A 17,900-nucleotide genomic window follows, 5' to 3' on the forward strand; every position below is an offset into this window, starting at 1 on the left:
TTCTGCACCTACCCGTTAAATATTAGTGTCTTCACAATGACCGGAATAACTTTTCCCGATACGATCGGCTCTCCCAGATCAATAAAATCGCCGCTCTCGCAATAGATTCCATCAATACAGATAATTTTTCTCCGATTCTTTATCCTGTGATGAAGTGCCTGCCCAAGTGCTTTTCCTATATCTTCTTCCAGTACGATGATCAGGGCATTATCCGGACTGTTTTCTTTTTCATACTGCGCCGCAAGTTTTTCTGCAATTTCCTGTATCTGTGCAAAAGTCGGACATTTCAGCCCTTTCATCGCAAGTGCGATCTGCCTGCCTTCGCCCCGGCTTTCGTGATAGATCTGCATTGCCCGGTGAAGTTTCTCATCGAGATCTGTAATGTCTGTTTCCTGCTCCAGATTCAGCTTCACGACCGGAATATTTTTCAGTGGAAAAGTATCCTCTGTGTACTCGATCGTGCTTCCGGAAATATTCATGCTGTAATTTCCGGCCCCGATCACTGTTGCCCGCATCGTTTCTTTTGCCTTGCGAACATTCCCCTGTTGAAAAAAATCACTTTCCAGAATAGACTGTGCAAGCAGTACTCCTATATCACCGTATCGAAAAATATCTCCGATTTCTTCAAAACAGGATGCCACACCGCCCGAAAAAGTAAACAACTCCGGTCTCTTCTCACAGGTAATACCATGGTTTGTTTTCATCTTTTCGATATAAACATTTGCTCTATCAATATCTGAACTGCCTTCCTCTTTATCCTCCAGCCCCATTGCCTTCGCCAGGATTTCTGCCATAGCATCTGTGAGAATCTTCAGCTTCTGAACATCTGCTTTCTGACCTTCTGTAATTTCCAACCCAAGCTTTTCGGACAGCCAGCTGATCTTCGGTGCTATATAAGTTATTTTTCCATCACTTATCTTTACCAGTCTTCCACCAATGTCAAAACACGCTGTATCAAGGACATTTCCATTTTCAAACAGACAGATATTTGTTGTTCCACCGCCAATATCCAGATTTGCAACAACCTTTTCGGTTTTTCGTGAAAGTTCCGCTGCACCGGCACCTTTTCCCGCAAGTACTGATTCCAGATCCGCCCCGGCAGTTGCCATTACAAAATCTCCCGCCACATCTGCAATCGCTTCCACTACGTCTTCTGCGTTTTTCTTTCGGGAAGTCTCTCCTGTTATGATCACTGCTCCTGTTGAAAGATCTGTCGGTTTGATTCCGGCTTTTCTGTATTCCTTTTTAATGATCTGGTCTACCCATTTTCCGTCAATTTCCTCTCTGGAAAGCAACGGAGTAAAATACACCTGACTTCTGTAAATCACCTCTTTGGAAACCACCCTGATCTGTGGTATCTTGCCGAATCCTCCTGTATTCTGAAGAACCATCCTGCTGAACACCAGCTGCGTCGTTGATGTCCCGATATCAATTCCTGCACTTAAGATTTCTTCTGTCTGCATATCTTTCATCTCCATGAAACAATAAAGAAAAAAGGAGCACCAACCTTTGTTGATGCCCCTTTGCACTTCGCTTGTTTGAAATTGATTGCATTATAGCACGGAGTTTTTTATTGTACAATTCAACTTTTTAACAAAATTTATTCGTAATTTCAGAAATTTTCATTATATTTGTATGATTGTACAAAATTTAGTTCAATATGATTTTTATCAAATTTTCTTTTAATTTAATGAGATCTCATCGATCAGTTTCAACTCTTCTTCCGTAAGAGGTGCACTGGCAATTGCTTTTATGTTATCCAGAATCTGCTGTGGCTTGGATGCACCGATCAGAACACTGGTGACTTCTTTCTGCTGCAGAAGCCATGCAAGAGCCATATCTGCCAGCTTCTCACCACGCTGTGCAGCCAGATCGTTCAGTTTACGGATCTGGTCAAGTCTGTGCTCATCGAGAATGCTTTCTTTGAGAAATCTGCCATCGGTACGGATACGACTATCCTCAGGAATTCCATGCAAATACCGGTCTGTAAGCTGTCCCTGTGCCAGCGGACTGAACGTGATCAGACCTTTCTTGAGTTCACCGGTTGTTTCTTTCAGTCCGTTTTTCTCCACGGTTCGGTCAAAAATGGAATAACGGTTCTGGTTGATCACAAACGGACAATGCAGATCTTCCAGGATCGCGGTTGCTTTTCTCAATGTCGCTCCATCGTAGTTGGAAAGTCCGACATAGATTGCCTTGCCACTCTGTACAGCACTTGCCAAAGCTCCCATTGTCTCTTCCAGTGGTGTATCCGGATCCATTCTGTGGTGATAAAAAATATCCACATAGTCCAGTCCCATACGCTTCAGACTCTGGTCCAGGCTTGCAAGAAGGTATTTACGACTTCCCCAGTTTCCATAAGGGCCATCCCACATCTCATATCCGGCTTTTGTTGTGATAATCAGCTCATCACGGTATACCCCTAAGTCTTCTTTCAGGATACGTCCAAAATTTTTCTCAGCACTTCCCGGTTCCGGACCATAATTATTTGCCAGGTCAAACTGTGTGATTCCGTTATCAAACGCAGTAAAACAAAGCTTTCTCATATTTTCAAAATTTGCTGTATCACCAAAATTATGCCACAACCCCAGTGACACCTTCGGCAGCATCAGTCCGCTGTTTCCACAGTGAGCGTACTCCATAGTTGTATATCTCTCTTTTGATGCAGTATACATATTCGTTTCCTCCCAAAATATAGTTTGCTTCTTTATACAAAGATTAACACTTCAAGTATACTTGAAGTCAAGAATTTTCACTCAACTTTCACCGCAAACTTCTTAAATACACTTTTTGTTCCGGTGTGATCCGATAACTTTCCACCGCCTTCTGGATGGTCTTACGATGTACCCACTCCGGCAGTCGGCGTTCTTCGAGATATGGGATTGTCGCATCCCACTGTTTCGCCAGTGCAGTTGCCAGATACCATGCGATCATCATATTTACATAATACTCGTCTGAATGAATATCTGCTGCCATTTTCAGATATTCCGGTCTGAAATCATCATCCAGATAAAAACTCATCAGCATACCAATTCCATATCGAACTGTATAGGTTTCTCCGGATGCAATCCAGCTTTTAATCTCCGTAAGCAGCTCTTCTTTATGCTTTGAAAAACATTTTGGTGCCGGAAGGTCACAGGTTGCCCAGTTATTCACATACGGCAGAAATCTTTTTACCTCTGCCAGACACTTCTCATAATCTCGGATCCAGCTTACGATCATCATATGCATATTATTTTCTTCGTAATAACGATGTGGCAGGTCACAAAGAAAAAGGTCTGCTTCCGGTGTTTTTACAAATTCTTTTGTAAATTTCCGGAGAATCGGTGTACGGATTCCAATGATCGTTTCTTTATCAATTCCCGGTAACAGTTTACTGTGAAAATCCCGGTATTTCAGGTCCTGCAGTTCAAACAGCTGTTTCTCCAGTTCTTCTATACCAAACATAAATTTCCCTCATTTTCCATACATTTTCAAAAAACTCTGTGCATTTTACCTGTACAGAGTTTTTTGTAATCTGAGTATTCTTCTTATTCTGCCTTTGTTTCTTCCAGAATGGATGTACAGTGCGGACATCTGGTTGCCTTGATGCTGATCTCACTCTGGCAGTATGGACAGATCTTTGTCTCTGGTTCAGCCGGCTCTTCCGGTTTCTTTGTAAGCCCTGTCAGCTTATTGATTGCCTTCAGCAGACAGAAAAGAATAAAAGCCATGATAATGAAATTTACAACCGCCGAAAGGAATGACGATGCAAATCCCGCAACATCAGCCAAAGAATATGTAGCACCGCCCGTCAGAACATTCAGGATTGGATTGATAAAGTTATCGGTCAATGACGTTACGATCCCAGAAAAAGCACCACCGATAATTACACCAACTGCCATATCCATCACATTTCCACGGAGTGCAAAAGCCTTAAATTCTTCTATGAACTTTTTCATCCTTCGTATCCCCCTTCATTTGATACTACAAATTATAACACACTGCCCATTTTGTACAATCCTTCATGCATAATTTCTGTGTTTTCTTTATACCTTTAACTAAAAGCCTGTGGAGTCTGCCATGTTACGGGACAAACAAGACAAATTTCTCTCAAAGTCGGATTCCCTTATGCTGACACTCGTCCTTATCCTGGCTGCTTTCGGATTGCTTATCCTCCTCAGTGCCAGCGAATATAATGGCAGAGTACGCTTCCATGACTCTGCTTATTATTTTAAAAAACAGCTTTTCGCCACCTCCCTCGGACTTGGCACGATGTATCTGGTCTCCACCATCGATTATCACTTTTTTGTCCGGCTTGCACCGGCTGCATACCTGCTTTCCATGCTGCTGTCCACCGCTGTTCTTCTTTTCGGTCAGGAAATCAACGGTTCCAGGCGTTGGCTGAATCTTGGTCCCCTTTCCTTTCAGCCTTCTGAATTCGCCAAGGTTGCTGTCGTTCTTTTTCTGACCTGGCAAATTGAAAAAGCCCGTAAAAGAACCGATGGATTCTGGTTCATGTGCCGTACTATGCTGACACTCCTTCCCATCGTCGGGCTGGTTGGCTCCAACAACTTAAGTACTGCCATCATCATTCTCGGAATCGGTGTCATTCTGATCTTTGCCGCCAGTCCACGTTATATGCAATTTGTAGCTCTGGGTGGCTCAGGCATTGGTTTTATCGCCATCTTTCTTGCTGCCGAAAGTTATCGTCTGGAACGCCTTGCAATCTGGCGTGATCCTGAAAAATATGAAAAAGGCTTTCAGACGATCCAGGGACTTTATGCAATCGGAAGCGGAGGACTTTTTGGCAGAGGTCTTGGCAACAGCATACAAAAACTGGGCTTCGTTCCCGAAGCCCAGAATGATATGATCTTTTCGATTATCTGTGAAGAAATGGGTCTGGCTGGTGCCATTATCCTTATCCTCATTTTTGCACTTTTACTTTGGAGGCTCTGCGTCATCTCCATGCACTGCCAGGAACTTTCCGGAGCGCTTCTGGCTGCCGGAATCATGGGGCACCTTGCCATCCAGGTTATCCTGAACATTGCCGTTGTCACCAACACCATTCCAAATACCGGAATCACGCTCCCATTTATCAGCTACGGAGGTACTTCCATCGTATTTCTGCTCGGTGAAATGGGGCTGGCACTGAATGTCAGCCGTCAGAAAAACAGGCCGCCCACCAGATAAACTGCGAAAGAAACCAGCCATGCGATCACACACTGTGCCAACACAACAAAAATCGCCCATTTTCCACCAAGTTCTCTTTTGATTGAAGCGATTGCCGCCACACATGGCGTATACAGCAGGCAAAAAGCCAGAAGACTGAGTGCCGAAAGCGGTGTAATGCTGCCAAGCAATGTCGCCGTATTTCCAAACAGAATGGACAGAGTTGATACTACACTTTCTTTTGCCATAAAACCAGTGATCAGCGCTGTAGAGATTCTCCAGTCGCCATATCCCATCGGTTTAAAGATCGGCGCGATCACACTGGCCACCATTGCAAGAATACTGTCCTTAGAATCTGTCACAATACTCAGATGAGAATTAAACGTCTGCAAAAACCAGATTACCAGAGTTGCCATAAAGATTACTGTAAACGCTCTCTGCAGAAAATCTTTTGCTTTGTCCCAGAGCAGATGCCCTACGTTTTTTGCCCCCGGCATACGATAATTCGGCAATTCCATAACAAACGGTACTGCCTCGCCGCTGAACAATGTATTTCTCATCAGAAGCGCCATCAGGATTCCCATGATGATTCCACCAAAATACAGTGCAATCATCACGATTGCCCCATGTTTCGGGAAAAATGCCGCGGTAAAAAATGCATAGATTGGAAGTTTTGCCGAACAGCTCATAAATGGTGTCAGCAGAATCGTCATCTTACGGTCACGCTCCGACGGAAGTGTGCGGCTCGCCATAACACCCGGAACCGTACATCCGAATCCCACAAGCATCGGCACAATACTTCTTCCGGAAAGTCCGATCTTTCGAAGCAGTTTATCCATCACAAAAGCAACTCGTGCCATATATCCGCTGTCTTCCAGAAGCGACAGAAAGAAAAATAACGTTACAATTACCGGAAGGAAACTTAATACACTTCCGACGCCATTAAATACTCCATCCATAACCAGCGAATGCAACACATCATTGACGCCCGCTGCTGTCATCCAGTTATCCACGATATTACCCAATGCCGTGATTCCCATATCCAGAACATTCTGCAAAAAAGCGCCGATCACACTGAACGTCAGGAAAAATACAAGTCCCATGATTCCGACAAAACACGGGATTGCTGTATACTTGCCAGTAAGGATCTTATCAATCTTCACACTTCGAAGGTGCTCTTTGCTTTCTTTTGGTTTCACGACCGTCTCATCACAGACTTTTTCAATAAAATCAAAACGCATATGTGCGATTGCCGCCGCTCTGTCCAGTCCACGTTCCTTCTCCATCTGTTTGATGATATGCTCCAGAGTCTCTTTCTCATTCTGATCCAGTTTCAGACTTTCCATGATCAGAGAATCCCCCTCTGCAAGCTTCGCTGCCGCAAAACGTACCGGAATGCCGGCTGCTTTTGCATGGTCTTCGATCAGATGCATGATCGCATGCAGACATCTGTGCACAGCTCCACCATCTTCATTGACATCACAGAAATCAATTGCTCGTGGTGGTTCCTGATATTTCGCCACATGGATCGCATGATGCACCAGTTCGTCAATTCCTTCGTTTTTGGCTGCCGAAATCGGAATAACCGGAATTCCAAGCATCTCCTCCATCTGGTTCACCAGAATGGAACCGCCGTTTTCCCGAACCTCATCCATCATATTCAGTGCCAGGACCATCGGGATATCCAGCTCCATCAGCTGCATGGTCAGATACAGATTTCTCTCTATATTTGTCGCATCTACAATGTTGATGATTCCCTTCGGATGCTCATCCAGTACGAAATTTCTTGTCACGATCTCTTCACTGGAATATGGCGACATCGAATAAATACCCGGAAGATCTGTCACAAGAGTATTGCTCCTGCCACGGATATTTCCGTCTTTTCTGTCTACCGTAACTCCCGGAAAGTTTCCAACATGCTGACTGGAACCAGTCAGCTGATTAAACAAAGTAGTCTTGCCACAGTTCTGATTTCCTGCAAGTGCAAATGTCAGTATCTCATGATCCGGTAATGGATGCTCATTTTCTTTTGTATGGTATTTGCCACCTTCGCCGATGCCCGGATGTGGAATCCCCATCGCCCCATCCTGTTTCCGTGCTGCTTTACTCTCCGTATTCTTTGCCGCATCACGGATATTTTCTATCTCAATCTTCTCTGCATCTGCCAGACGCAGTGTCAGTTCATAGCTGTGGATACGAAGCTCCATAGGGTCTCCCATCGGTGCATATTTCACCATGGTCACTTCGCCCTTCGGAATCAGCCCCATATCCAGGAAATGCTGTCTCAGAGCACCCTCACCACCAACAGAGCGTATCGTCGCAGTTTTCCCGATCGGTAATTCGCGTAATGTTGTCATGTACGATTTCCTCTTATCTTTCCCGTTCTTTGTTGATACTTTTTATCATTAAGTACGTATGAACTAACCCTAATGTAAATGAGAATTTTTGTCAATAGTTTTCTGTGATCGAACATAAAACCAGGCATAAAAAATCCCTGTCAGGATATGATCTCCGGATATTTTTCCAGATTTCATAGCCCACAGGGATTTCATATTGCATCTGATCTGATTTTATCTGTCAGAAATAAGTAATTTCTTTTCCAGAATGCTTTTTATCAAAAAAATCTTATTTGCACAGTTCCTCTGCCATCTGATCAAGTTCTTTCATATTTTCATCGCTTAAGGAAGACATGATCTTGACTGTTGTATCCAGCCAGGTGATGTTTTTGCTCTTTTCAAACTCTGCCTTCATAACTTTGGCAGCGTTCGGAGCCCAGCTTCCGTTTTCAATGAGACCGATGGTACGGTTCTGATAATTTCTCTCTGTCAGATGATCAATATATGTCTTCATGAACGGGAAGATATCTGCGTTGTATGTAATGGTTGCAAGAACCAGCTTACCATAGCGGAAAGCATCCTCGACCGCTTCTGCCATGTCATCTCTTGCAAGGTCAAATACAGTAACCTTCGGGCATCCTTTTTCTTCCAGCTTCTGAGCCAGAACTTCGACTGCTTTTTTTGTATTTCCATATACAGATGAGTAAGCGATCACAACACCTTCACTCTCTACTTTATAAGATGACCAGATGTCATATTTCTCAATGTAATGTCCCAGATTCTCTGTCAGGATCGGTCCATGAAGCGGGCAGATTGTCTGAATATCCAGAGTTGCTGCAGCTTTGAGGAGTTTCTGAACCTGCGGACCGTATTTTCCAACGATACCAATGTAATAACGGCGTGCTTCGCAGTCCCAGTCCTCTTCTACATCAAGAGCACCGAATTTACCAAATCCATCTGCTGAAAACAGAACTTTATCTGTGCTGTCATAAGTCACCATAACTTCCGGCCAGTGAACCATCGGTGCAAATACAAATGTCAGCACATGTCTGCCAAGTGTCAGGCTCTCACCATTTGCCACTACCAGTTTCTTATCTCCCAGATCCATGCCTCTGAAGAAGTTTTCCATCATGGTAAATGTCTTGGTATTAGCTACAACTGTCACATCCGGATATGCTTTGACAAAATTTTCGATGTTGGCAGCATGGTCAGGTTCCATGTGCTGTACAACCAGATAATCCGGCTTTGCACCATCAAGTACTTTAGCCACATTTCCGAGCCATTCTTCTGTAAAATTACCATCTACTGTATCCATAACTGCGATCTTTTCATCCATGATCACATAAGAGTTGTAAGACATACCGTTCGGTACATCATACTGTCCCTCGAATAAGTCTACCTGATGGTCATTTACACCTACATAATAAATATCATTTCCAATTTTCATTGTTGCCATTTACCTCCTCATTGGTCTGGTTTTCTTTATTATTTCTTTGCTACTTTCATATTGTAAACGAACATTCCCAGAGATGCAAGAATGATCAGTCCATATCCGATAAAACTGTACGTATCCGGAATCTCTCCAAACAGGAAAAATCCAAGAAGTGTTGCAAATATGATCTGCGAATAATCAAAAATTGAAATCTTCCCCGCCGGTGCATACGTGTATGCCGCAGTAATCGTAAACTGACCGCCGGCAGCAAACAGGCCCGCCATCAGAAGTGTTGCAAGCTGCTTTCCTGTCATAGGTGTATAATGAAAGATCAGATATGGCAGTACAAACAGGCAGGAAAACATGGAAAAATAAAACACAATGATAGGACCTTTGATTCCATGTGTTCCAAGAACACGTACCATTGTATATGCAATTCCTGCTCCAAGACCACCGCAGACACCGATCAGTGCAGGAATCAATGCCGCATTCTGAAATCCCGGCTTTACAACGAACAGGCATCCGATAAATGCCAGAAGTACACATGCCCCCTGTACTGGTGTGATCTTTTCTTTCAAAATCAGAAAAGAAAAGATAATTGCAAAAAACGGCGACAGTTTGTTCAGAATCGATGCATCTGCAACCAGAAGGTGATCAATTGCGTAAAAATTGCAGAGAATTCCAAGTGTGCCAAATGCACAACGGAGAAAAAGCGATCCCCAGTACTGTTTCTGTACTTTCGGAACAATATGGTCTTTACTCAGAATGATCGCTGCAAAAACTGCTGCTACCAGATTACGGAAAAAGCTTTTCTGCACCGACGGAAGATCGCCGGCCAGGCGCACACTCACATTCATACACGCGAAGAAAAAAGCGGACAGAATGATCATTGTCATTCCCTTTATATAATTTTCCTGTTTCATTTTAAATTTTTCAGACCTCCTAATATTTTTACAAATAGATAAATCGTAGTTTATTATCTATATCATATCTTTCGTGATATGAACCCTTTGTATTATATGTGTTCCTGTCTATCATAGCACCAACCCACAGGCAGATACAATAGCTAACTGTTTACAGCTTCCACACACACAATATATTATAGAAGGAATTCGGTTTTCGCAAATTTTATATGGAAGTTTCGAATTCTTTCCGTTATAATGATAGCTGAACACACACTTAGAGAGACGCGGCACTTTGCTACAGTACTAAAGCCGCCTCAGAACGGAGGAAATTTATTATGGAAATTGTTTGTTTAGACCTTGAGGGCGTACTGGTACCTGAAATCTGGATCGCATTCGCAGAGGAAACCGGTATCCCGGAATTAAAGAGAACAACAAGAGATGAGCCGGACTACGACAAATTAATGAAATACCGTCTCAATATTCTGAAAGAGCACAATCTTGGACTGAAAGAGATTCAGGAAACAATTTCCAGGATTGATCCGCTTCCGGGCGCAAAAGAATTCCTCGACAAGCTCAGAGAAATGACACAGGTGATCATCATCAGCGATACCTTTTCTCAGTTCGCAGGACCTCTGATGAAAAAACTCGGCTACCCGACTATCTTCTGCAACTCTCTCGTTGTAGCAGACAACGGCGAGATCACAGACTTCAAGATGCGCTGTGAAAAATCCAAATACACGACAGTCAAAGCCCTGCAGTCCATCGGCTACGACACCATCGCCAGCGGCGACAGTCACAACGACCTCGGCATGATCCAGGCAAGCAAAGCAGGCTTCCTGTTCAAGAGCACCGATGCCATCAAATCCGAATACCCGGAAATCCCGGCATACGAGACTTATGATGAGCTGTATGATGCGATCAGGAAAGTGATCGAAAGATAATTCTATCAATCAATAAATACACAACTGGTGTCTTTTTGATTCCAATGCAATAATAAACTCCCCGACGGATCGTCCCCTCATATACAGAGGTTAGCGATCCACCTGGGAGTTTTCGTTTCGTATTTCATATTTGTCCAATTCTGTAGATCTTACAGAAACTGGCTGAATTCTATTTTCTCTTCATTCGGTCCTTTGATCGTGAAGAAACGGACACCATTATCCCAGAATGGAAGAAAATGAATCTCGTCCTGCAGTGTATTCATATTTTTATCGCAGATTTCCTTATAAACCTGCTCAATATCTGTGACATCGATCGCAACATGCTCAATGGCACCGATTTTTCCAGCTGCATCCTCCGACTCATAAACTTCCATAACCAGATTGTGCATTTTGAGAAAACACACCCTCGCGCCGTCATTCACTGTCTCAAACGCAGCCTCAAATCCAAGATCCTCATAAAACTTTTTTGTTGCATCCATATCTTTCGTAGGAATTCCTACGTGCTGGATTCCTGTTGCATAGTCTTTCATCCCGATTGCTCCTTTGTTTTTTCTTCATATTAACAGTTATTACTATCTTTTTCCAATATACAAAAAGCACCGATTTATAAAAAACCAGTGCTTTATCGCAACAAAAAAAGCGGGTGATGGGAATCGAACCCACGTATCCAGCTTGGAAGGCTGGTGTTCTACCATTGAACTACACCCGCATCTGTAATGCATTTACTATAATACCATATTTTACAGAAAATGCAAGCAGAATTTTAAAAATTTTTTATATTTTTGTATTTGTATATATTGTTTGTGTTTTTAATACTCTACACCTGCCGCCTCGGTCATCTTCTTCATGAACAGATGATTAAACAACGCGATCACACGTCCAACGCCAAGTACCGCAACAACGGTTCCAATCCCCACTCCAACCAGCTTATGTGCAAAAATTATTCCCACACTGATGGTAATACAGATGTTAAAAAGGTCAAAACAGTTCTTGGTAAAACCAACCGGTTTGTGGATAAAGTCCGCGATCGCCTGTACGATACCGTCGCCTGGATTTGGAATGATGCGCATATTCAGAGACATTGCCGCTCCGATTCCTGTGCAGATAATGCCTCCTGCCAGAACAAGAAGCTGTGAAGCAAATCCATGTGATGGTGCCGGGATCCACGCAGAAAACAGATTCATAAATCTGGTAAAGATCAGACTCAGCGGAAGCTGCAGAAGATCCATTCCAAGGATAAGAGGAAGTGATTTCCTCGCCGCTGGTTTTAATGCTGTGCTTTCCTTCGCCGCCTCCCTGCGATTCCAGATCGTATGCAGGATCATTTCCACAATCACAAAAACTGTATACAGTACAAATGTCATGTTGCCAAAATTGAAATTCCATATAGTAGAAATACTATAAGATACCGAGATGATCGGCGAAACGCCAAGCCCTGATTTCGTATTCAGAATGATTCCCAACGCCAGGACAAGAAGCCCCACAACGTAGAAAATCACCCGTAAAGTTGAACTCTTTTTCATTTATATCCTCTCACTTTCCGGGGATTATCTTAGCACAAAATCCCGCATATATCAAACAAAGATGATATATGCGGTAACCTGTCTATAGACAAAAAAACCGGGATCCTTTCGGATCCCGGCCATATATATGGGGGGAGAATAAGCAATGGAGGTTTAACCTTCGATTGCGATGTAACCATTCTTCTCAACGGCTTTCGGTGCTTTCTTCGGAACAGAAAGTTTCAGAATACCGTCTTCATATTTCGCGTGGATATCTTCCTCGCTGACTGCATCACCAACATAGAAGCTTCTGCTTAAGGTTCCTGCATAACGTTCACGTCTGATGTAGTTGCCTTCCTTATCTTTCTCATCTTTGTCAAGACCTTTGGCTGCTGCCAGTGTCAGATAACCATCTTTCAGCTGAACCTTGATCTCATCTTTCTTAAATCCCGGAAGATCGACATCCAGTTCATAGCTGCCATCTGTTTCACGGATATCTGTTTTCATCATGTTCTGTGCATGTTTACCATAAAGTGGATTCTTCTTGCCCCAAAACTCATCGTTAAACGGGAAGTTCATCCAATCATCATCAAATAAGTTTTCTCCAAAAATACTAGGCATTAACATAAGTCATCTCTCCTTTTCATGACAAACAAATAATTTATATAAAAGTCTTTCAACTGTTGTTTTTCAAATCATCTTTCTTCATTATTCAATGGTAATATATTTCGGATCATTGGAAACTGGTTTTGCTTCTTTTTTCGGAACAAACAGTTTCAGGATACCGTGTTTGTATTCACCTTTAATGTCTTCCTGTGTAACATCTTCACCTACATAAAAGCTTCTCTCGCATGCTCCTGCATAACGTTCACGTCTGATGTAACGTCCTGTCTTCTTGTCATCCTGTTCTTCATCAAGGCCTTTGGCTGCGCTGACGGTCAGATAACCATCTTTCAATGCTACCTTAACTTCATCTTTCTTGAATCCAGGTACATCAATTACCAGTTCGTAACCCTCTTTGGTTTCTTTGATATCTGTTTTCAGAAGGTTCTGTGCTCTGTGTCCGTACAGCTTCTTCTCTGCTTTCTTCCCATCTTTGTCATCGTAATAGAACGGTGTAAAGAAATCATCAAATAAACTTTCTCCAAAAATACTAGGCATTAACATAAGTCATCTCTCCTTTTTCTCTATAATCTATATCAACTAAATATTAAGTACTGAACTCGGTCGGTAGAAAGACATCTAAGAGATTTTCTTCAATCTTCTTATCTCTTTATCCCTCTTCCTTTGTTCTAGTTGTAATATAACACTTGTTGTTAGCACTGTCAAGAGGTGAGTGCTAATTATTTTGTGAACTCTTTGTGAACTTTCCAGCAACACCTTGATTTTACTGGCTTTGCGGCATCTTTGACTTTTGTTATTTTTTCCCTTTTTTGGTGTTTTTAGTGGTTTGACACCAATTTGACACCAATTTTTATTTTTTGGGTGTCAGCTATTTACTATGTTTTCCAGTCCTGTAATTTCACTCTCGATTCTGGACATTTCACTTACATGGTTGTATACGTCCATTGTTACGTCTATGTGGGCGTGTCCCATAATATATTGAAGAACTTTTTCGTCTATTCTCTTTTCTGCCATTCTGGTACAAGCCGTATGTCGCATAATGTGAGCGGATACCTTTGGTAACAATTCAGCATTTCTATGTTCAGTCTTTGCAATTTGAACTTCTTTTTTGTTATATGCGTCTAATCTCCATCGGGAAGTTGTCCGTATCATGGATTGCGTATTCTTCGTACTCTGCATTTAAGCCGATACGTTCTGCAATCACTTCTTCGTCCAACGGAAAAGAGAGCCAGTCCCCGACCAGTTCTCCATCATTGTACTTGCCAAGATTGGCTATATAGACTTGCATATCATCAATCATAAGCGGTTCACTTCCTTTCGGTTGTATTCATAAAATCTGCCATAAGAAACACCGCCACAATAGGGAATCAACTCTTTATAAGCTTACTGAACTTCTGGCGATAAATCCGTATAGGCAAAGTACAGCTTGTTTAATCGTCTGACAGAAGTTGTCCTTACAATATCGCCAGCAAAGGGGAGCTTCATATCTGTGATTTGATAATCGTCACTGTCTACTCCCACACCGAGCAGGTCACGGAACAGCTCAGAATCAATGGGTAAATCAAACCAGCGAGAGGTTTTATCCTCTGCTGATTTGGTCGTTTCAATCAATACGCTACATTCTTCCATCGTAATTCAGTCCTTTCTTCTAATTTTGAGCATGAAAAAAACAGTCGATCATAAATGAAAGACTGCTTTAAATCATATCCTTTATTGCTTTGTGTGGAGATTTAACTGATTGTCTATGTCCCGTCCGGCATACATTACTCTAAGTATTGTTACAACTTTTTTATCGCTGTCCGGAATATAAAGTACCACATAATTATCTACTGGTAATACACGAAGTCCACGGCTTTTCCACGGTTCTTTTTCATATTTTCGATAACGCTCCGGCATCGTATCCAGACTTAATATCTGTTCTTCCAGACGGTCAAGCTGTCCGCTTGCATTTTCCGGCGATTGTAATTCAAAAGCAATATATTCAAAAATCCCTCTCAAATCACTGTCAACCTGTTCGGATACTTCTACTTCATATATCATAAGCCATAATCCTTGCGAATGTCAGCAAAGGCTTTCTTCGCATTTTTTGTCCGTCCAGCTTGCATATCTGCATATCCTTTCTCCAATTCTTCATTGAACTCTGCTTCTGATAATGTGCTGATGTCAACAGGTCTGGCAGATGGTATTTTTACTTCAAACGGAAGTCCTCTCTGTAAGATAATCTGTTTGTAAAACATATTGATAGCACTGGAAGCAGGGATACCAAGTGTAGACAGGATACTTTCTGCTTTTTCTTTGACATCTGGTTCAATCCTTGCATATAAATTTGCTGATTTTGTAGCCATATAAAACATCTCCTTTCGTGAGTAGTGTTTCCATCTATCTTTATTATATGCAAATGTCCGCACAATAGCAATACTAATTTTACGTTCCAATAACCTTATTGAATAACTGTAACAATACGGCTTTTACGCCGGACGAGATGATCCTGAAATGATTGAACTGCTTTTCTGGCTACCTTGTCCACTTCCAGAAGATGTTCTCCAATAGTGTCCTGCAGAAGCATGACCTGATACAGAGAATTTTTATGACTCTTCAGATAATCTCTGCGTAAGAATCCATACTTACCAGGCTGCTCCATCTGTTCACCGGATTTATAAGGAAAATTCGGAATCAGGTATCCATTTACATTCGTATACGTTATATAAATAGGACACTGCTTTACAATACCAGACAAAATGACTGATGCCCCGGAAAGCCTATAAATCAACAAATTGTAAACCTTTTTTATTGCCTGGTTGACAATTTGCGCTTTTATATGTTAAAGTGATATCCATACAAAAAAATCAAGAGGCTTTCTCCCCGTGCCTGAAGGCAATGGGGTCTGCCTGTGACAAAGGAAAGGAAAATTTATGAATTCCGAATTATATGAAAAAGATGCATCTGCTCTTTCCAGAGAAGATGCGATCGCCATTTTGAATACTCCTGACGAAGAACTGGATGCACTGATCGAGCGTGCGAAGAGTTTACGATATCAATATAAGGGAAACCGTGTAAGCATTCATATTCTTACCAATGCCCGCAGCGGAAACTGTTCCCAGGATTGTGCTTACTGTGCACAGTCATGTCGCTCCACTGCAAATATTGATAAATACAAATGGGTAGATGAAGATAAGCTGTACCAGGATAATGACTTCGTAAACGATTATCATTTATCCAGACACTGCATCGGTCTGAGCGGTATGAAATTTACAGATAAAGAAATCGAAGAACTTGCCCGCCGGATCCGTAAGATGAAAGAGCACGGAACGCATCTCTGCTGCTCCATCGGTTTTCTGACAGAAAAACAGGCCAGAATGCTCAAAGAAGCCGGTCTGGACCGAATAAATCACAATCTGAACAGCAGTCGTTCCTATTATCATAACATCTGCAGTACACACACTTTTGAACAGCGCGTGCAGAATATCCACATGCTTCAGGGACTTGGATTCGAAATCTGCAGCGGCGGGATCATTGGCATGGGCGAAAGTAAGGAAGATGTAGTTGACATGCTTCTCGAACTGCGTGAAATCCAGCCGGAAGCACTGCCGATCAACTTCCTCCTGCCGATCAAAGGAACCCCTCTTGGCGACGCTGATATCTCCGTTCTGACAACCGAATACTGCATGAAAGTCCTCTGTCTTGCAAGACTTCTTGTGCCAAAAGCAGATATCCGCTGTGCCGCCGGAAGAGAAGTATACTTTAAAGGAGAAGAAAAGAAACTGCTCAGTGTGGTTGATTCTATCTTTGCCTCAGGTTATCTGACAGAAGGCGGTCAGGGAATCGAAGATACTCTGAAAACTATCACGGATGCAGGATTTACCTATGAGATTGAATCCGCATAACTGCCAGACTTTACAAGGATGATTACTTCGCCGCCGCATTTGCATCAGCCTGAAGCTGATCGATAGTATCCATACATTCATCTACAGACTGACCGCCAAGCAGGTCACGGACAACCTCACAGGTATTTCCCCACAGTTCCATATTGATCGATGGATTTGTAGAAGAAACAGTACGGCCGGCATCAATATCATCTACAAAATCTGCAACCGCAGGTTTGCTCTCCATCGTGGTCGTCACGTCGGATCGACTCGGGAAGTTTCCTCCTCTTTCACAATAACGGCGGACACTTTCCGCAGATCCCAGAGCAGAGATCGCCCGCTTCGTATCATCCAGATGTGCATCATCGGCAGGAACAATCATGCCTGTCGCATTTACAAGGGCCACCTGACCGTTGTCTGTTGGCAGACCAGTCACATGGAGGTCAAAATCATAATTATTCAGCTTACGTCCCTCTCCGGTTACAGCACCGGTAAAGCTGACCATAAAAGCAGACTCTCCGCCAAGGAAAGCATCTCTTTCCATAAAGGCTTCATATTCCAGAGCCTGTTCTGCATTGATATATCCATTGTCAATGCAGGTTTTCAGGAACTCAAATCCCGGACGCATATATTCACTCATCTTCGTAGTGCCATCATTCAGGTCAGCGATCAACTGATCTGTATCATCAGACTGATAAAAATCCGCAAATCCCTGTGTCAGAACAAAGCATTCCAGCCACCAGCGGTTTGCCGCCATTGGTGTCTCCATGCCATCAGCCTTCAGCTTCTCACAGCAGGCAAGAAATTCTTCCGGAGTATCCGGCATTTCAAGGTCATGTTCTTTCAGAATGTCATTATTGACGATCAGACCATAAGCGACATATTCCCACGGGAATGCCACCAGTTTTCCATCCACTGTCAGACTGGAGCGGACTGCCGGAAGCAGCTGATCAGCCAATGTCATTTAGTTAAGGCATTAAAGAGCTACTTCTTCCAGAGCAAGGTAGATAGAAATATGTACCTTGCTCTTTTTTTGTAACTTTTTCTAAAAAACACTTGACAAATATCTGAAAATTTGCGGCGAAGCCCCTTGAATGTAATACATTTTAGGAGGTAACGTCTATGATATTTGCAGAACGGGTAAAA

19 protein-coding genes, 1 tRNA gene and 2 pseudogenes are annotated in these 17,900 nt (G+C 42.7%); 3 read left to right on the plus strand and 19 right to left on the minus strand.

From position 1 onward, the window contains the following. Positions 1 to 8: 8 nt before the first annotated feature. The 4 genes from KQI91_RS15370 to mscL all read right to left on the minus strand — a co-directional run bounded on the left by KQI91_RS15370 (position 9) and on the right by mscL (position 3,941). Positions 9 to 1,463, minus strand: a complete 1,455-nt coding sequence (locus KQI91_RS15370) for an ethanolamine ammonia-lyase reactivating factor EutA (RefSeq protein ID WP_216393619.1) — start codon at positions 1,461 to 1,463, stop codon at positions 9 to 11. Between the two features lie 219 nt (positions 1,464 to 1,682). Continuing rightward, positions 1,683 to 2,675 carry an aldo/keto reductase gene (locus tag KQI91_RS15375; protein WP_216393620.1) on the minus strand — a complete coding sequence of 331 codons (993 nt, stop codon included), beginning with the start codon at positions 2,673 to 2,675 and terminating at the stop codon, positions 1,683 to 1,685. Between the two features lie 88 nt (positions 2,676 to 2,763). Further along, positions 2,764 to 3,447 (minus strand): DNA alkylation repair protein, encoded by a 684-nt coding sequence (locus KQI91_RS15380; protein WP_216393621.1) that lies wholly within the window; start codon positions 3,445 to 3,447, stop codon positions 2,764 to 2,766. 83 nt (positions 3,448 to 3,530) lie between these two features. Then, positions 3,531 to 3,941: a large conductance mechanosensitive channel protein MscL gene (mscL, locus tag KQI91_RS15385; RefSeq protein ID WP_216393622.1), complete on the minus strand. Its 411-nt coding sequence runs from the start codon at positions 3,939 to 3,941 to the stop codon at positions 3,531 to 3,533. A gap of 121 nt (positions 3,942 to 4,062) precedes the next feature. Between mscL and KQI91_RS15390 the strand changes: the two genes are divergently transcribed. Continuing rightward, positions 4,063 to 5,172, plus strand: a complete 1,110-nt coding sequence (locus tag KQI91_RS15390; RefSeq protein ID WP_216393623.1) for an FtsW/RodA/SpoVE family cell cycle protein — start codon at positions 4,063 to 4,065, stop codon at positions 5,170 to 5,172. Here KQI91_RS15390 and feoB read toward each other — a convergent pair. The 3 genes from feoB to KQI91_RS15405 all read right to left on the minus strand — a co-directional run bounded on the left by feoB (position 5,145) and on the right by KQI91_RS15405 (position 9,842). After that, the gene (gene feoB / locus KQI91_RS15395; RefSeq protein WP_216393624.1) at positions 5,145 to 7,508 is read right to left on the minus strand and encodes a ferrous iron transport protein B; all 2,364 of its coding nucleotides are present in this window, start codon (positions 7,506 to 7,508) and stop codon (positions 5,145 to 5,147) included. The two genes, KQI91_RS15390 and feoB, sit on opposite strands and share 28 nt — an antisense overlap. A gap of 268 nt (positions 7,509 to 7,776) precedes the next feature. Then, positions 7,777 to 8,934 carry an FprA family A-type flavoprotein gene (locus KQI91_RS15400; protein WP_216393638.1) on the minus strand — a complete coding sequence of 386 codons (1,158 nt, stop codon included), beginning with the start codon at positions 8,932 to 8,934 and terminating at the stop codon, positions 7,777 to 7,779. Between the two features lie 38 nt (positions 8,935 to 8,972). After that, positions 8,973 to 9,842 (minus strand): DMT family transporter, encoded by an 870-nt coding sequence (locus KQI91_RS15405; protein ID WP_216393625.1) that lies wholly within the window; start codon positions 9,840 to 9,842, stop codon positions 8,973 to 8,975. A gap of 317 nt (positions 9,843 to 10,159) precedes the next feature. On the opposite strand from KQI91_RS15405, the gene thrH reads away from it, so the two are divergent. After that, positions 10,160 to 10,765: a bifunctional phosphoserine phosphatase/homoserine phosphotransferase ThrH gene (gene thrH / locus KQI91_RS15410; protein ID WP_216393626.1), complete on the plus strand. Its 606-nt coding sequence runs from the start codon at positions 10,160 to 10,162 to the stop codon at positions 10,763 to 10,765. Between the two features lie 149 nt (positions 10,766 to 10,914). Here the strand turns inward: thrH and KQI91_RS15415 are convergent, their stop codons facing one another. From KQI91_RS15415 to KQI91_RS15465, 11 genes and pseudogenes are all read right to left on the minus strand, one after another. Further along, a complete protein-coding gene (locus KQI91_RS15415; RefSeq protein ID WP_022213540.1) occupies positions 10,915 to 11,295 on the minus strand; it encodes a VOC family protein in 381 nt (126 codons plus the stop codon). A gap of 108 nt (positions 11,296 to 11,403) precedes the next feature. Beyond that, positions 11,404 to 11,474 (minus strand) — tRNA-Gly (locus KQI91_RS15420). Positions 11,475 to 11,574: 100 nt separating this feature from the next. Continuing rightward, on the minus strand, positions 11,575 to 12,288 hold the full coding sequence (locus KQI91_RS15425; RefSeq protein WP_216393627.1) for a YczE/YyaS/YitT family protein: 714 nt from the start codon (positions 12,286 to 12,288) through the stop codon (positions 11,575 to 11,577). A gap of 153 nt (positions 12,289 to 12,441) precedes the next feature. Beyond that, positions 12,442 to 12,894 carry an Hsp20/alpha crystallin family protein gene (locus KQI91_RS15430; protein WP_072522282.1) on the minus strand — a complete coding sequence of 151 codons (453 nt, stop codon included), beginning with the start codon at positions 12,892 to 12,894 and terminating at the stop codon, positions 12,442 to 12,444. An 81-nt stretch (positions 12,895 to 12,975) separates the two neighbouring features. Next, entirely contained in the window at positions 12,976 to 13,434 is a 459-nt protein-coding gene (locus tag KQI91_RS15435) for an Hsp20/alpha crystallin family protein (protein ID WP_216393628.1), read from the minus strand. 321 nt (positions 13,435 to 13,755) lie between these two features. Continuing rightward, positions 13,756 to 14,016: pseudogene (locus tag KQI91_RS15440) on the minus strand (tyrosine-type recombinase/integrase); the annotation flags it as partial. Further along, positions 14,015 to 14,191, minus strand: a pseudogene (locus tag KQI91_RS15445) (antirestriction protein ArdA); the annotation flags it as partial. The pseudogenes KQI91_RS15440 and KQI91_RS15445, both read right to left, overlap by 2 nt. A gap of 83 nt (positions 14,192 to 14,274) precedes the next feature. Further along, complete coding sequence (locus tag KQI91_RS15450; RefSeq protein WP_253288649.1) at positions 14,275 to 14,520, minus strand: hypothetical protein; 246 nt, start codon at positions 14,518 to 14,520, stop codon at positions 14,275 to 14,277. An 81-nt stretch (positions 14,521 to 14,601) separates the two neighbouring features. Beyond that, complete coding sequence (locus KQI91_RS15455) at positions 14,602 to 14,931, minus strand: type II toxin-antitoxin system RelE/ParE family toxin (protein WP_216393629.1); 330 nt, start codon at positions 14,929 to 14,931, stop codon at positions 14,602 to 14,604. Further along, a complete protein-coding gene (locus tag KQI91_RS15460) occupies positions 14,928 to 15,236 on the minus strand; it encodes a type II toxin-antitoxin system RelB/DinJ family antitoxin (RefSeq protein ID WP_028087852.1) in 309 nt (102 codons plus the stop codon). Before KQI91_RS15460 ends, KQI91_RS15455 begins: the two co-directional genes overlap by 4 nt. A 95-nt stretch (positions 15,237 to 15,331) precedes the next feature. After that, entirely contained in the window at positions 15,332 to 15,601 is a 270-nt protein-coding gene (locus KQI91_RS15465) for a TnpV protein (protein WP_216393639.1), read from the minus strand. A 202-nt stretch (positions 15,602 to 15,803) separates the two neighbouring features. Between KQI91_RS15465 and bioB the strand changes: the two genes are divergently transcribed. Then, positions 15,804 to 16,775: a biotin synthase BioB gene (bioB, locus tag KQI91_RS15470; RefSeq protein WP_216393630.1), complete on the plus strand. Its 972-nt coding sequence runs from the start codon at positions 15,804 to 15,806 to the stop codon at positions 16,773 to 16,775. 22 nt (positions 16,776 to 16,797) lie between these two features. Here bioB and KQI91_RS15475 read toward each other — a convergent pair whose 3' ends face one another. Next, positions 16,798 to 17,718 (minus strand): ABC transporter substrate-binding protein, encoded by a 921-nt coding sequence (locus KQI91_RS15475; RefSeq protein ID WP_216393631.1) that lies wholly within the window; start codon positions 17,716 to 17,718, stop codon positions 16,798 to 16,800. Between the last annotated feature and the right edge of the window lie 182 nt (positions 17,719 to 17,900).

It is taken from the genome of Blautia sp. MSJ-19 (assembly GCF_018918125.1).
Lineage (GTDB): Bacteria > Bacillota > Clostridia > Lachnospirales > Lachnospiraceae > Blautia_A.